The 13,967-nt window shown below is 71.3% G+C and carries 9 protein-coding genes; 7 read left to right on the forward strand and 2 right to left on the reverse strand.

Annotated features, from left to right (window positions below; all coding sequences use genetic code 11):
- Window positions 1-44 precede the first annotated feature (44 nt).
- Window positions 45-2,201: a transglycosylase domain-containing protein gene (locus PGN23_RS05325; protein WP_335301793.1), complete on the reverse strand. Its 2,157-nt coding sequence runs from the start codon at window positions 2,199-2,201 to the stop codon at window positions 45-47.
- A 291-nt stretch (window positions 2,202-2,492) separates the two neighbouring features.
- Between PGN23_RS05325 and PGN23_RS05330 the strand changes: the two genes are divergently transcribed.
- The 7 genes from PGN23_RS05330 to PGN23_RS05360 all read left to right on the forward strand — a co-directional run bounded on the left by PGN23_RS05330 (window position 2,493) and on the right by PGN23_RS05360 (window position 10,917).
- A complete protein-coding gene (locus PGN23_RS05330) occupies window positions 2,493-3,605 on the forward strand; it encodes a hypothetical protein (protein WP_335301794.1) in 1,113 nt (370 codons plus the stop codon).
- Window positions 3,606-3,768: 163 nt separating this feature from the next.
- On the forward strand, window positions 3,769-4,782 hold the full coding sequence (locus tag PGN23_RS05335; protein ID WP_335301795.1) for a phosphotransferase family protein: 1,014 nt from the start codon (window positions 3,769-3,771) through the stop codon (window positions 4,780-4,782).
- A gap of 8 nt (window positions 4,783-4,790) precedes the next feature.
- On the forward strand, window positions 4,791-5,177 hold the full coding sequence (locus tag PGN23_RS05340) for a hypothetical protein (protein ID WP_335301796.1): 387 nt from the start codon (window positions 4,791-4,793) through the stop codon (window positions 5,175-5,177).
- Window positions 5,165-7,447: a CaiB/BaiF CoA-transferase family protein gene (locus PGN23_RS05345; protein ID WP_335301797.1), complete on the forward strand. Its 2,283-nt coding sequence runs from the start codon at window positions 5,165-5,167 to the stop codon at window positions 7,445-7,447. The genes PGN23_RS05340 and PGN23_RS05345 overlap by 13 nt, the downstream gene beginning before the upstream one ends.
- A 10-nt stretch (window positions 7,448-7,457) precedes the next feature.
- Complete coding sequence (locus tag PGN23_RS05350) at window positions 7,458-8,267, forward strand: crotonase/enoyl-CoA hydratase family protein (RefSeq protein WP_335301798.1); 810 nt, start codon at window positions 7,458-7,460, stop codon at window positions 8,265-8,267.
- Window positions 8,264-9,793: an acetyl-CoA acetyltransferase gene (locus PGN23_RS05355; protein WP_335301800.1), complete on the forward strand. Its 1,530-nt coding sequence runs from the start codon at window positions 8,264-8,266 to the stop codon at window positions 9,791-9,793. The genes PGN23_RS05350 and PGN23_RS05355 overlap by 4 nt, the downstream gene beginning before the upstream one ends.
- A gap of 269 nt (window positions 9,794-10,062) precedes the next feature.
- Entirely contained in the window at window positions 10,063-10,917 is an 855-nt protein-coding gene (locus tag PGN23_RS05360; protein ID WP_335301801.1) for an HpcH/HpaI aldolase/citrate lyase family protein, read from the forward strand.
- 109 nt (window positions 10,918-11,026) lie between these two features.
- On the opposite strand, the gene PGN23_RS05365 is transcribed toward PGN23_RS05360, so the two are convergent.
- Entirely contained in the window at window positions 11,027-13,822 is a 2,796-nt protein-coding gene (locus PGN23_RS05365; RefSeq protein ID WP_335301802.1) for a M14 family metallopeptidase, read from the reverse strand.
- Between the last annotated feature and the right edge of the window lie 145 nt (window positions 13,823-13,967).

The raw sequence follows: 13,967 nt of genomic DNA on the forward strand, positions 1-13,967 counted from the left end.
GTGTCGCTTTCGTGTCCGAATCGTCCCGTCGAAATCCCCGTGCGTCAGAAGCCGTCGTCGGGCGGCAGGTCGCGCTCGTCGGGCGCGCGGTCGAGCGGCACCCGCTCGCGCGGTCCCCGCGGGGCGGGCGGATTGGGCAGCTCGATGCCCAGATCGCGCAGGCGGTCGACCGCCTGGTCCAGCTGCTCGGGCGCGCCCTGCAGCGCGTCCTGCACCTGACCGCCGACATCCTCGCCGAAGGCGTCGATGACATTGTCGATCGGGGCCATGTCCTCGTCGTCGATCGGCGCGACGACGACGGGGATGTTGAGCGCGCTCATCATGAACTGCCGCCAGATCTGCGCCGGGATGCCGCCGCCGTGGAGCCCGGGATTGGGGGTGCTGTCGTCGTTGCCGACCCATACGCCCACCACCAGGTCGCCCGCGAAGCCGATGAACCACGCATCGCGCCCGCCCTGGCTGGTGCCGGTCTTGCCGAACGCCTGCACCGGCAGGTTGGCATCGCGCCCGGTGCCGCGGATCGAGGAGCCCAGCAGCTGCTTCATCTCGTCGCGGATGTTGCCCGGCATCGCCCGGTCGCGGCCTGCGATCGCCTCGTACCAGCTGGCGCTGCGATTGCCCTCGACCCCGCGCGCCACCACCGGATAGCGCCCCGCGGCGACCGCGGCATAGGCGGACGTCAGCTCCAGCAGCGAGACCTCCGCGGTGCCGAGGCCGATCGTCGCCTCGTTCGGGATCGGCGTCGTGATGCCCAGGTCGCGCGCGGTCTTGATGACGTTGCGCACGCCCACTTCCTGCGTCAGCCGCGCCGCGACGACGTTGCTGGAGCGGGCGAAGGCGCGCTGCAGCGTGATCGGCCCCAGATAGCGGCCGTCGTCGTTCTTGGGCTTCCACCCCGCGATCTCGACCGGCGAATCGTCGCGGACGGTATCGGGATGGAGCCCGGCGCGCAGCGCGGCGAGATAGACGAACAGCTTGAAGGTGGAGCCCGGCTGGCGCCTGGCCTGCACCGCGCGGTTGAACGGGCTGGCGCGATAGTCGCGCCCGCCGACCATCGCCACGACCTCGCCATCGGGCTTCATCGCGACCAGCGCGGCCTGCGCCTGCCGCAGCCCGGCCTGCCGCACGACGCGCTCCGCGGTCGCCTGCATCGTGCGGTCCAGTGTGGTGCGCACGGTCGCATCGGCGCCGGCATCGCCCGCCACCTCGCGCGCGGAGGGGAGCACCCAGTCGGCGAAATAGGTGCCGGTCGGCAGCGTCTCGGGCCGGTCGGCCAGCACGCGCTGCGGCTGGACGCGGTCGGCCTCGCGCTGCGTCAGGAAGCCGGCGTCGACCATCGCGCCGACCACCACCGCCTGGCGTGCGCGCGCACCCTTCAGATTGCCGGTGGGGGCCAGCCGCGACGGCGCCTTCACCAGCCCGGCGAGCATCGCCGCCTGGCCGATGTTCAGTTTCTGCGGGGTACGCCCGAAATAATGTTTCGACGCGGCGGTGATGCCGTAGACGTTGTCGCCGAAATAGACGTTGGAGAGATAGCGCGAGAGGATCTCGTCCTTCGTCAGCCACGCCTCCAGCCAGAAGGCGATCATGACCTCGCGGATCTTGCGCGCGGCGGTGCGATCCGAATCGAGGAAGGCGTTCTTCGCCAGCTGCTGCGTGATCGTGCTGCCGCCCTGACGCACTCCGCCGGATCCGACATTGGCCCAGGCCGCGCGCGCGATCCCGCGCGGGTCGATCCCCCAGTGCGAGTAGAAGCGGCGATCCTCGATCGCGATGAACGCCTCGCGCACGTGCGGGGGCAGGGTGGCGGCATCGACGGGCGCGCCGATGATCGCGCCGCGCCGCGCGATCGGGGTGCCGTCCGCGGCGGTCAGGGTGATCGACGGCGGCGTGGGCGGCTTGAGCGACCGCGACAGCGGCGCGGTGACCGCCAGCCACACGACCGCGACGACGAACAGGACGATGACCGCGGCGATCCCGCGCACGATCCAGCCCCCGACGCCGGCACCGGCGAAGCGCCAGCGCGGGCGGCGTGGCGGCTCGTCGCCGCCGCCGCCCCCTCCGGATCGGCCGGAATAGGGATCGGACGGGGGCGGGGCGGCGTCGTGCCAGTCGCCGAACGACGGCAGCGGCGTGGCGGGCGTGTCGCCCGGCGCGTGATTGTAGCGGACGCGGCCGTTTTCGAAGGGATCGGGGCGCATGGTTGCCGACTGTTTTACAGGGATAGGACAGTCATCGCAAGCGACCGTTGAAGGCGGGAATAGCGGGTCGGGCGGGCGGAGAAAAGCGCGCCGGCCGGCCATCGGGCAGCCCGCGTGCCTTCGGTACGGTCGCGTATCGCCGGGCGCGAAACGACCGCCATCGGCGCCGATCGAAAATTGGCTGTCCAACCAAATTTCACGTAACTAAAGTTATCTCGGCGTTGACACCCGCCCTGCCGCTGGTCCAACCATGCGGGGGCGCGGCGACAGACCGTCGGCGGGAGAGCGTGCATGGTGCTGACCAAGGGCGACGACTATCCGATCCACCAGACGGCGGAGCCGGTGGCCTATGCGGGGACCGACCGCAATTTCTACGACCGCTATTATTTCAACGGCTACGCGCCCGGGGTCGGCGACGACGGCTTCCTGGCGGTGGCGATGGGGGTCTATCCGCACATCAACGTGATCGACGCCAGCTTCTGCTGGCTGATGGGCGGGCGGCAGGTGAACCTGCATGCCAGCCGCGGGCTGGGCATGGAGCGGATGGACACGCAGGTCGGCCCGATCCGGATCGAGGTGGTCGAGCCGCTCAAGGTCCTGCGCATCACCGTCGATGCGGCGAGCGAGGGGGTGAGGGCGGAGCTGACGTTCACCGGGCGCGCCTTCCCGCAGGAGGAGCCGCGCTTCACCCGCCGCAACGGCCCGCGCGTGCTGATGGACGTGACGCGGCTGACGCAGAACGGCCGGTACGTGGGCTGGGTCGAGGTCGACGGCGCGCGCCACGACGTGTCGGGATGGGTCGGCACCCGCGACCGCAGCTGGGGCGTGCGCCCGATCGGTGCGCCCGACGCGCAGCCGCCCAGCCCCGCGATCGCGCCGCAATTCTTCTGGCTGTGGAGCCCCTGCGTGATGGAGGGGGGCGACCTGTACCTGCACACCAACGACGACGCGCACGGCCGCTTCTGGAACCGCCGCGCGACGTGGCGGCCCGAGGGCGGGGGCGCGGAGGACGAGCATCATTTCGATGCGGCGGAATACCGCATCGGCTGGCGGCCGGGCTCGCGCTACGCGCAGACCGCGGAGGCGGTGCTGAAGGATGCCAATGGCGAAACCACGGTGACGTTCGACGTCGGCCGCACCTTCATGATGAAGGGGCTGGGCTACGGCCATCCGACATGGGGCCACGGCGTCAGCCACGGCGAGGCGCTGACCGTCGAGCGCGAGGATTTCGTGCCCGACGACCTCGATCCGCTGCAGCCGCATCATCTCCACATCCAGGCGTCGGTCGGGGTGACGATGACCGGACCCGACGGGCAGGTGCGCCGCGGCAAGGGCGTGCTGGAGCAGTTGGTGATCGGTCCGCATGCGCCGTCCGGGTTCACGGGCATGCTGGACCCGGCGTGATGGGCGTTGTGGTTCGCGGCGCGATGGCCACGCACGCTCCGTCACCCCGGACTTGTTCCAGGGTCCAGGGTTCCGTGCGCCTCACCAGCGGTCAGCGCGCGGCGCTCTGGATGCCGGGACAAGCCCGGCATGACGGTACGCGGATGGGTGGCGGGAGCGGGCAATGACCGGCACCCCGCTCCACCCCGAACAGGTCGCGGCCTATCTCTCGCGGCTGTGGAACACCCCCGTCGCGATCGAGGCGCTGGCGCGCATCCCCGGCGGTGCCAGCCGCGAGACGTGGCGGTTCGATGCGGTGGCGGATGACACCCGCCACCAGCTGATCCTGCGCCGCGATCCCGGTGGCAGCCTGATCGATACCGAGAGCGAGACCGAGTTCCGCGCCTATGAAAGCGCGCACGGCGTGGTGCCGGTGCCGCGTGCGGTGGCGCTGGAACCGGGCGGCGCGGAGCTGGAGCGCCCCTTCTTCATCATGGAGCGGGTCGAGGGGGGCGAGGTCTGCTCCCCCTTCGCCCGCGAGCCGTTCGGCGATCATGCCGCGATCTTGGGGGAGGCGTTCTTCGGCGCGCTGGGGCGGCTTGCGGCGATGCCGGTCGAGGGGACGCCGCTCGCGCGTCACGTCCCCGCACCGCCGCCCGGCGACGCGTGGCGCATCGCGCTGGATTATTGGGAAAAGGTCATCGACGACGATGCGGACGCGCCGATCCCGGTCGTGCGTGCCGCGATCCGCCGGCTGCGCGCCGCGCCGCCGCCGCCCGCGCAGCGCATCGCGATCGTGCACGGCGACTATCGCTCGGGCAACATGATGCACGACGGCGCCGGGCGGATGTTGGCGATGTTCGACTGGGAAATGGCGCATCTGGGCGATCCGCTGGAGGATCTGGGCTGGGCGCTCGACCCGATCTGGGACCATTTCGACCCCGGCAGCGTCTGCGGAATGGTGAAACGCGACGCGGCGCTGGCGATCTGGCAACGCGAAAGCGGGCTGACGGTCGATCCGCGTGCGATGCGCTGGTGGAGCCTGTTCAGCTCGGTCAAGGGGCGCGCGATCTGGAGCTCGGCATGGCGCGAGTTCGTCGATGGCGGACGCACCGATCCGGTGCTCGGGCTGTCGGGCTGGTACACCGCGCGGCGGCAGGACGCGATCATCGCCGCCCAGCTGGAGGCGGGGATATGAGCCCCCCGATGAGCGACGTGGGCGAGGTGCTGACCGGCACCGCGATGATCGCGCTGGGCAGCGGGGCGGCGGTGCAGGCATCGGATGCCTATGGCGGCGCGATGATGACCGTCGCCGGGCTGCTGGGACTGCTGTCGGCGCAGGAGGCCGAGCGCGCCGCGGCGTGGCGGGCCGCCGACATCGCCGCCATGCGCGCGCTGCTGCCGGACGCCGCGGTTGCGCCCGCCACCGACCTGACGCTGACCGCGCTCGATGTCGAATGGGCCGCGCTGTCCGACGCGCTGATCGCGCATCACGCCGCGGTGGAGGCGGCCGGCGACACCGCGCAGGACCGCGCGATCCTGCAATTCTATCGAGAGAGCGCCGCTCGCCGGGAGTTCCTATGGCCGCAATGATCGATCTGCCGCTGACCGGGCTTCGTGTGGTGGACATGGCGGCGGGGCCGCTCGCCGCCACCGCGCGTCTGCTGGGCGAGCTGGGCGCGGAGGTGATCCGCGTCGAGCCGCCCGAGGGCGACCCCGACCGCGCGGCGGGGCCGATGCTGGCGGGCGCCAGCCTGTCGTGGGTCGCGAACAACCTGGGCAAGCGCGCCACCGCGCTCGACCCGACCGACGCCGCCTTCGACGCGCTGCTGGCCGACGCCGACGTGCTGATCGAAACCACGCGCCCCGGCAGCGACGCGCATTTCGCGCTCGATCCCGCCGGCCGCGCCGCGCGGCACCCGCAGCTGGTCGTGGTGTCGGTCAGCGACTTCGGTCAGTCGGGGCCATGGGCGCGGTGGCAGGCGACCGATGCGGTGCTGCATGCGCTGTCGGGCGGGCTGTCCCGCTCCGGCCTGCCCGATCGCGAGCCGCTGCTGCCGCCGGGCGAGCTGACCTATCAGACCGCGGCGGTGCAGGCGGCCTATGTCGCGCTCGTCGCCTTCGTCCAGCGGCTGCGCGACGGGCGCGGCGACCATGTCGACCTGTCGCTGCTGGAGGCCGGGATGGCCGCGCTCGACCCCGGCTTCGGCGTGGCGGGCAGCGCGCAATCGGGCGTCCCGGCGTGGAAGATGTCGCGGGGACGCGTCGACGAGCGGCATCGCTATCCCATCATCCCGTGTGCGGACGGCTTCGTCCGGATGTGTGTACTGGCGCCGCGGCAATGGCGCGGCATGTGGGAATGGATGGGGCGGCCCGAGCAGTTCGCCGGGCCGGAATGGGAGAAGATCCAGACCCGCTTCCGCTCGCCCGACCTGATCCCCGCCATGGCGCGGTTCCTGGCCGACAAGACCCGCCACGAGATCGAGGAGGAAGGCGCCGCGCGCGGCATCCCCTGCGCCGGGCTGCTCGACCTGGCGGAGGCGGTGCAGACCGCGCAGATGACCGCGCGCACGGCGTTCGTGCCGGTCGAGGTGGCGTCGGGCGTGACCGCGACCTTCCCCGACGGCACGATCGAGATCGACGGCCTGCGCGCTGGCATCCGCGGCGGGGCGCCGGTGCCGGAGCCGGGCGCGGCGTTCCGCACGGCGCGCCCGGCGTGGCGGGTGCCCGCCGCCGACCGGCCGCTCGCCGGCATCAGGGTGCTCGACATGGGCATCATCGTCGTCGGCGCGGAGACGGGCCGGCTGCTCGCCGATCAGGGCGCGGACGTGGTGAAGGTGGAGAACGGCGCCTTTCCCGACGGCCAGCGCCAGTCGCGCGACGATTCGCCCGTCTCGATCACCTTCGCGGCCGGGCACCGCAACAAGCGTGGGCTGTCGATCGACCTGAAGTCGGACGAGGGCAGGGCGCTGTTCGAGCGGCTGCTGCGCGAAGCCGACGTGCTGCTCTCCAACTTCAAGCCCGGCACGCTCGACGGGCTGGGCTTCACGCGCGAGCGGCTGGCCGCGATCAACCCGGCGCTGGTCGCGGTCGACAGCTCCGCGTTCGGGCCGACCGGGCCGTGGAGCCGGCGGCTGGGCTATGGCCCGCTGGTGCGCTGCTCCGCGGGCCTGACGCCGCAATGGACCTATGACGGCGAGCCGGAGAGCTTCTCCGACGGCATCACCGTCTATCCCGACCATGTCGCGGCGCGCGTCGGCGCGGTGGGGGCGGTGGCGCTGCTCATCCGCCGCTGGCGCACCGGGCGGGGCGGCACCGCGAGCGTCAGCCAGGCGGAGGTCATGCTGGGGCATATGGCGGCGCAGATCGCGGCGCAGTCGGCCGGGATCGACCCGCCGGAGCGGGAGGGGCCATGGGGCATATACCCCGCGGCGGGCGAGGACGAATGGGTGGTCGTCACCGCGCGCGACGATGCCGACCGCGCCGCGCTCGCCCGGCTGATCGGGGATGAGCCGCTCGCCGACTGGACCCGCGCCCGCCCGGCGGCGGAGGCGGCGTCGGCGTTGCAGGCGGCGGGCGTCCCGGCGGGCCACATGCTGCGCGTGGTGGAGCTGCCCGACGCGCCGCAGTTCCAGGCGCTCGGCACGTTCCGCCTGGTCAGCCACCCGCTGATCGACACCCCCTTCAAGGTGGAGGGTGCGCCGGCGCGCTCGCGCCTGCCCGAGCCGGGGCAGCACCCCGCGCCGCGCATCGGCGAGGATAGCGACGGCGTGCTGGCCGACTGGCTGGGGCTGTCGCGCGACGACATCGAGGATCTGCTGTCCCGCCGGGTGATCGAAGCACCCGCGCGCGTGGCGGCCTGAACAAAAGGGAATGATGATGACGCAACTGGGCAACGATGCGGTCACGGTCGAGCGCGATGGCCATGTGATGATCGTGACGATCAACCGGCCGGAGGCGCGCAATGCGGTCAACCGCTTCGTCCACGAAGGCGTGGGCGATGCGCTGGAGGCGGCGGAGCACGATCCCGAGGTGCGCTGCGTGATCGTGACGGGTGCCGGCGACAAGTCGTTCTGCGCCGGGGCCGATCTGGTCGCGCTGTCGCGCGGCGAGAGCCTGGCCCCCGATGACGCGACGAAGGCGGCATGGGGCTTCGCGGGCCTGGTCAGCCACGCCATTTCCAAGCCGGTGATCGCCGCGGTCAACGGCCACGCGCTGGGCGGCGGGCTGGAGATCACGCTGGCGTGCGACCTGGCGGTGGCGGTCGACACCGCGCAGTTCGGCCTGCCCGAGCCCAAGCGGGGGCTGTTCGCGGCCGCGGGCGGCGTGTTCCGCCTGCCCGAGCAATTGCCCAAGAAGATCGCGATGGAGATGATCCTGACCGGCGATCCCATCTCCGCGCAGCGCGCGCTGGAACTGGGCCTCATCAACGCGGTCGCGCCCGCGGGCGGCGTGATCGAGGCGGCGCTGAAGCTGGCCGAGCGGATCGCGGTCAACGCGCCCTTGTCGGTGCAGGCGTCGAAGCGGATGGCGCAGGGCATCGTCGATCGCGGCGTGCCGCGCGAGGAGGCGGCGTGGAAGCAGAACCGCGCCGAGACGAAGATCGTCTTCACCAGCCAGGATTCGCGCGAGGGGCCGAAGGCGTTCGCGGAGAAGCGCGCGCCGGTCTGGCAGGCCCGATGATCCCGGAGAACGAGACGATGGCGGACGACACGCGGATCGCGGTCATCGTCGGCGTGGGGCAGGTCAACGACCGCCCCGCCGACCCCGCGCAGGGGATGGAGCCGCTCGACCTGATGCGCGCCGCGCTGGAGGCGGCGGACAAGGACGCGGGCGGCGGCTGGCTTGCGCACGTCGATTCGGTCGCGGTGGTGAAGCAGATCAGCTTCATGAAGCAGAATCCGCTGGCCGAGAAGCTGGGCGCGGCGATCGGCGCGACGCCGCGCCTCGCCTACGAATCGGTCGGCCCCAACGGCGACAGCCCGATCCTGCTGCTCAACGAAGCCGCCAACCGCATCGCGCGCGGCGAGATCGCCATCGCCGCGGTCGTGGGGGCGGAGGCGCTGCGCACCGCCAGCCAGCGCGCCGCGGCGGCGGCGAAGACCAGCGTCGCGGACCAGAACCCGCTGCGCTCGCTCGCGAAGAAGGCCGCGCCCGGCTACCGCCAGCGCTACGGCCTGTCGACGCCGGTCGACGTCTATCCGTTGTACGAGAATGCGGGGCGCGCATCGTACGGCCAGACGCTGGCCGAGGGGCAGCGCGAATCGGGGGAGATCTGGTCGCGCTTCAGCGAGGTGGCGGCGACGACCCCCGCGGCGTGGATCCACGCCCCCCGCTCGGCCGAGGAGATCGCGACCGCGACGGCGGACAATCGTCCGATCGCCTTTCCCTATACCAAGCTGATGGTCGCCAATTCGAGCGTCAATCAGGGGGCGGGGTTCCTCGTCACGTCGCTGGCCGAGGCGCGGCGGCGCGGGGTGCCGGAGGCGCGGATCGTCTATGTCGGGCGGGGTGCCGCGGCGCACGAGGACGACGATTTCCTGTCGCGCGACCGCTACGACCAGTCGCCCAGCATGGCGACGTGCCTGACGCGGACGCTGGACTACAATCGGGTCACCGCGGACGACCTCGACCTGGTGGAGCTCTATTCCTGCTTCCCGTGCGTGCCGAAGATGGCGCGCCGCGTGATCGGCTGGCCGGTGGAGAAGCCCGCGACGGTGTTCGGCGGGCTGACCTTCGGCGGCGGTCCGATCGGCAATTACATGAGCCATGCCGTCGCCGAGATGGTCGATGCGCTGCGCGGCGGCGAGGGGCGCAAGGGGCTGCTGTTCGCCAACGGCGGCTATGCCACGCACAATCACGCGATCGTGCTCGCCACGACGCCGCTGCCGGGCTCGGGCGAGGCGCATGACTTCGACGTGCAGGCGGAGGCGGACGCCGCGCGGGGGCCGGTGCCCGAACTGGTCAAGGACTATGCCGGCCCGGCGACCGTCGAGACCTACACCGTCTTCTACGCCCGCGACGGCAGCGCGAAGGCCGGGGTGATCGTCGCGCGGACCCCCGACGGCCGGCGCACGCTGGCGAAGGTGCCGGCGGAGGATGCGCAGACGATCGCCTGGCTTACCGACGGCGCGGCCGAGCCGGTCGGCGCCGTCGGGGAGATCGCGCCGGCGGGCGACGATATGGTGTGGCACCGCGCGGTGGCGTAGCTTCCCGTCACCCCGGCCTTGAGCGGGACCTTTGCAAAAGGCTACACCGTGCTCCTGCGCAGGCAGGAGCTCAGAGTTGTAGGTCCCTTCCGGCGTTGTTCTGCTGGGCCCTGGGCTCCTGCCTGCGCAGGAGCACGGCGTGGGCTGGGTGCCGTTACGCCTGTTTTGCAAAGGTCCCGCCTTGAGCCGGGGTCCCGCTTCTTCCGCTGCGTCGGCAAGGAAGCGGGACCCCGGGTCATGCCCGGGATGACGAGATAGGGATTGCTTGTATGACCCACATCCGCCCGCGCCGCAGCGCGCTGTTCATGCCCGCCTCCAACGCGCGCGCGGTCGAGAAGGCGCGGACGCTCGACTGCGATGTGGTCATCCTCGACCTGGAGGACGCGGTCGCGCCCGAGCACAAGGCGAGCGCACGCGACGCCGCGGTCGCGGCGGTGCGCGAGGGCGGCTTCGGGCACCGCGAGCTGGTGGTGCGCGCCAATGCGGTCGATACCGCATGGGGCATGGACGACCTCGCCGCGCTGAACGGCAGCGGCGCGGCGGCGGTGCTGCTGCCCAAGGTGTCGGATGCCGCCACGCTCCGCACCGCGCGCGCGGCGCTGGGGGAGGGGCCGGAGCTGTGGGCGATGATCGAGACGTGTCGCGCGGTGGTCGACCTGCCCGTGATCGCCGCCGCGGCGGCGGATACCGCGCTCACCACCTTCGTGGTCGGCACCAACGATCTCGCGAAGGAAATGCGCTGCCGCCCCGGCGCGTCGCGCGCGCCGCTGCTGCCGATCCTGACGCAGGTAGTGCTGGTGGCGCGGATGGCGGGGCTCGTCGCGCTCGACGGCGTCATCAACGTGCTGGACGACGAGGACGCGATCGAGGCGGAGTGCCGGCAGGGACTGGGATGGGGCTTCGACGGCAAGACGCTGATCCACCCCGCCCAGATCGCGCCCGCGAACCGCGTCTTCACCCCGTCCGCGGATCAAGTGGACTGGGCGCGCAAGGTCGTCGCGGCGTTCGACGCGGCGGAGCACGCCGGCAAGGGCGCGATCCGCGTCGACGGCAAGATGGTGGAACTGCTGCATCTCGAAGAGGCGCAGCGGACGCTCGCGATCGCGGAGCTGGTCGGGCGCTAAAAAGCCCCTCCCCTCGAGGGGAGGGGTTGGGGTGGGGTGGTTGTGGAGCGGGCGCTTTCCCCCTCCACCCCACCCCGGCCCCTCCCCTTGCAGGGGAGGGGAGAGGAAATCACCGCGTCGCGGCGACCGCGGGGCCGTACAGAATGCCGTTGAACAGCAGCTTGAACGTCGCATAGGGCTGCGCGCGCTGGGTCACTTCCGGCCCCATCGCGAACAGCTTGCCGCGGCCGATGTCCGCGTCCGCCACCGCGACCGTGCCGTTCAGCTTCTCCTGACCGACCGCCCAGCCGCTGCGCAGCGGGGACGTGCCCTCGAACCAGGCGATGCGCTGGACGCCGGGCGCCATCACGAACGGCTGCGCCTCGTCGAAGAACATGTCGACCTTGGGCGTCATGCCATAGGCCAGCGGCTGGCGCGGATCGACGCTCGCCTGGATGAGCGAGCCGGGGATGTAGAAGTCCTTGTGCGGCAGCGCGGTGACGCTGCCGTCGAACTTCTTCGTCACCAGCGCGGGCTGGAGCGCCGGCGTCAGCCACGTCGCCAGCGTGTTCGCGCTGCCGACCGTGATGACGGTGCCGCCGCCCTGCGCGAAGTCGCGCACCGCCGGCAGCGTCTTGGCCTCGGTCACCTCGCCCAGCCAGCCGCGATACTCCGCCGGAATCGCCTCGGGCTTGGGCAGGTCGAACCGATAGCCCCCCGGATACGCCCCGCCGCGCGCCACCGGCACCGTGCCGTCGGCGAACAGCAGCACGTCGTATTTCGCCTTCAGGTTGCCTGCGTCGAGCTGCTGCGGATAGACCACCTCGAACGGGAATTCATACTGCTCCAGCAGCCAGCGGGTCCAGCCGGCGGGCATGACCCCGCCGTAGCGATCGACCAGACCGACGCGCACCGGCTTCAGCTTCCACGTCGTCCCCGCGGGCACGCGCGCCATCGCATAGGCATCGACGCCGAGCGGCGCGGACTGCTCGATCACCGTGCGTGCCGCCGGGGAGGCGGGCACCCACAAGGCCCCTGCCGCCAGCGTCCGGCCCGCCACCTTCGTCTCGCCCGGCACCCAGTTGACCGGCACCCCCGCCTTCAGCAGCCGGTTGGTCAGCGTGAAGCCGTTGTTCGCCTCGTGCCCGATCAGCCAGCCGGCATTGCCGCTGCCGACGATTCGCCCCGCAGGCGGAGCGATCTGCTCCGCCGTCACCTTCTCGAACGCGCCCGTGAAGCCGTCGAGCACGCGGTCGAACTGCACCCCCATCTGATAGGCGAGCGTATAGCCGGTGATGTCATAGGGCGCCTTGGGCGGGCCGCCGGGATATTCCGCGTCGTGCGGATGGTCCTGCGGCTCGAACATGTCGAGCACGTGGGGGCGATACGCCTGCGCGGTGCGCACGACATAGCTGCCCGCGGGATAGCGCTTGCCACCGGCGGTGAAGGCGGCGGTGGCGCGCTCCACGTCGACGCCGTTCTTCAGCAGCGCGTTCAGGAACGCGACCGTCGTCGGCAGGTCGCGCTGCGCCGCGGGGGGCAGGATGTAGCCGCGCGGATCGCGCGCCGCGGGGTCGTTGAGCACCGAGGCGTAAAGCGACGAATCGACCGGCGGGGGGCCGCGGAAATACACCTCGCCGCCCGGCGCGGTCTTGCCGTTGGCGGCGGCCTTCACCGCGTCGACGCGCTTGGGCGTGATCGTCCAGCTGTCGCGATTGCCCTTGTCGATCGACGCCTTGCCCATGCGCCAGATGTTCATCAGCAGCCGCTCGCGGTTGCGCGCGGCATAGTCCATCACCGCGCGGTCGAGCGACCACTGGTACTCCAGGCTGTCCTTCAGATGCCATTCGCGCGGACCGATCGGCAGCGTCTCGTCGTTGCGCGCGAGCTGCTGGTCGGGGATCAGCGGAATCTTCTCGGGCGTCGGGCCGCCGATGATCTCGGTCAGCAGCCCGATCGAATTGTGGAAATAGGCGACCGAGCGCACCATACCGTTGTGCCAGGTGGAATAGGGCGCGGCCGAGCGCGCGCCCGACCCGGCCTTGTCCTCCGACACCAGCCGGCTGTGCATCGCCGCGCCGACCTCCTGCAGCTCGTTCATCACGATCGGCGAGTAATTGTAGTTGAACGGGTCGCGGAACGGCGGAACGAAGACGACCATCCCCGCCGGCCCCGTCTGATGCTGGTTGAAGATGATCTGCGGGAACCACTGGCGGAAGAAGACGCGGTTGAGCGCGGTCGTCTCCGGCATCTGCGACATGAAGCTGTCGCGGTTGTTATCGTGCCCGACATACTTCTGGTACAGCCGCGGGATGGTGCGGAACTCGCGGTCCTTGGGGTCCTTGTTGCGCATGTACCAGTCGGCGACCAGCTGGAGCCCGTCCGGATTGTCGTGGCCGAAGAGCACGATCGTCTCGTCCAGGATGCGCTTCGTCTCCGCATCCTGCCCGCTCAGCATGCGGTAGAGGACGTGGATCTGGCTTTGCGTCGTCACCGTCTCGGTCGCGTGCAGCCCGGCGTCGATCCAGACGACCGCGCGGCCTTCGCCCGCGAGCGCCTGCGCCTGCGCCTCGGTCAGCCCGTCGGCCTTGGCCAGCTGCTGCGCGATGGTGCGGTAGCGCTCGAGCTTCGCCAGATTGGCGGGGCTGGAGACGATCGCGACCCACATCGTGCGCCCCTCGGCGGACTTGCCGATGTCGATCAGCTTGATCCGGTCCGACTGCGCCGCCAGCGTCTTCAGATACTTTTCGTACGCATCGTAATTGGCGAGATAATAGTCGCTGCCGGGCTCGGTCGCGAACGCCTCGGCGGGCGAGGGGAGCGCACCGACCCTGGGACTGATCGGCTCCGCGCCGGCGGGGAGTGCGAGTGCCAGCGCCGCCGCGCCCATCAGGAAGGCCGTCTTCATCGCGTCAGTCCCCTTCATGCCCGTTATCGTTGCGTGACGCTCCTCTCCCTCTCCCCTCGTGGGAGAGGGAAGGGGCCCGCCGCCGACGGCGGTGGGAAGGGTGAGGGGGCGCCCCCGTCAATATGACGCAATCGCCCGTCCCTTCCGCACCCGCCCCACGAAA

It is taken from the genome of Sphingomonas adhaesiva (assembly GCF_036946125.1).
GTDB lineage: Bacteria > Pseudomonadota > Alphaproteobacteria > Sphingomonadales > Sphingomonadaceae > Sphingomonas > Sphingomonas adhaesiva_A.

Excerpts from the sequence above, each read along its gene's own strand:
- PGN23_RS05350 (WP_335301798.1), top strand. The coding sequence starts at position 7,458 with ATGATGATGACGCAACTGGGCAACGATGCGGTCACGGTCGAGCGCGAT.
- PGN23_RS05355 (WP_335301800.1), top strand. The coding sequence starts at position 8,264 with ATGATCCCGGAGAACGAGACGATGGCGGACGACACGCGGATCGCGGTC.
- PGN23_RS05335 (WP_335301795.1), top strand. The coding sequence starts at position 3,769 with ATGACCGGCACCCCGCTCCACCCCGAACAGGTCGCGGCCTATCTCTCG.
- PGN23_RS05330 (WP_335301794.1), top strand. The coding sequence starts at position 2,493 with ATGGTGCTGACCAAGGGCGACGACTATCCGATCCACCAGACGGCGGAG.
- PGN23_RS05360 (WP_335301801.1), top strand. The coding sequence starts at position 10,063 with ATGACCCACATCCGCCCGCGCCGCAGCGCGCTGTTCATGCCCGCCTCC.
- PGN23_RS05340 (WP_335301796.1), top strand. The coding sequence starts at position 4,791 with ATGAGCGACGTGGGCGAGGTGCTGACCGGCACCGCGATGATCGCGCTG.
- PGN23_RS05345 (WP_335301797.1), top strand. The coding sequence starts at position 5,165 with ATGGCCGCAATGATCGATCTGCCGCTGACCGGGCTTCGTGTGGTGGAC.
- PGN23_RS05325 (WP_335301793.1), bottom strand. The coding sequence starts at position 2,201 with ATGCGCCCCGATCCCTTCGAAAACGGCCGCGTCCGCTACAATCACGCG.
- PGN23_RS05365 (WP_335301802.1), bottom strand. The coding sequence starts at position 13,822 with ATGAAGGGGACTGACGCGATGAAGACGGCCTTCCTGATGGGCGCGGCG.